Origin of the sequence: Thiomicrorhabdus heinhorstiae (assembly GCF_013391765.2) — a bacterium.
Lineage (GTDB): Bacteria > Pseudomonadota > Gammaproteobacteria > Thiomicrospirales > Thiomicrospiraceae > Thiomicrorhabdus > Thiomicrorhabdus heinhorstiae.
The window spans coordinates 1-428 of sequence record NZ_JACBGI020000072.1 but is presented as its reverse complement, the minus strand read 5'-3'; the positions used below and the strand labels follow the sequence as shown (position 1 = coordinate 428).

Annotated in this window: 1 pseudogene; it reads right to left on the bottom strand. The window is 56.5% G+C overall.

Going from position 1 to position 428, the window contains the following annotated elements:
• Positions 1-428, bottom strand: a pseudogene (locus H8792_RS12420) (ABC transporter permease); the annotation flags it as partial.

The following is a 428-nucleotide window of genomic DNA, read 5'->3' as shown; positions in this document are numbered from 1 at the left end:
AATAAAAACGGCTGGCAATCAGAATCGATAAGCCCGCCACCAACACAGCGGACAAGGCCGACAACTCCAAAAACAGCCAGGCCGTGTCCAGCGATTGCGCCAAATCCTGCGATGGCGCTTGCGCGGATAAACTTTGAAGATGCGGATTCTGTTCCGCGTCCACGGCCTCGGCAAAACGCTCAATCGCGTTCGGTGTTCCAATCAAGGCCAATTCGTATTCGACACGACTGCCCGGCCCTTTCAATTCCGTGGCGGCCATATCCGCCAGCGGAATCACCATTTGGTGCGAAAAGGCGCCCATGCCTCCGGCCGCGCCCAACGGCTGGAAGGTACCGCCCAAGGCAAATTCGGTTTTCCCCAGCGTAATAGTGCTGTCGTCTTGCAATTGCATTAACGGAATCAACGCCGACTCCACCCAGACACTTCGC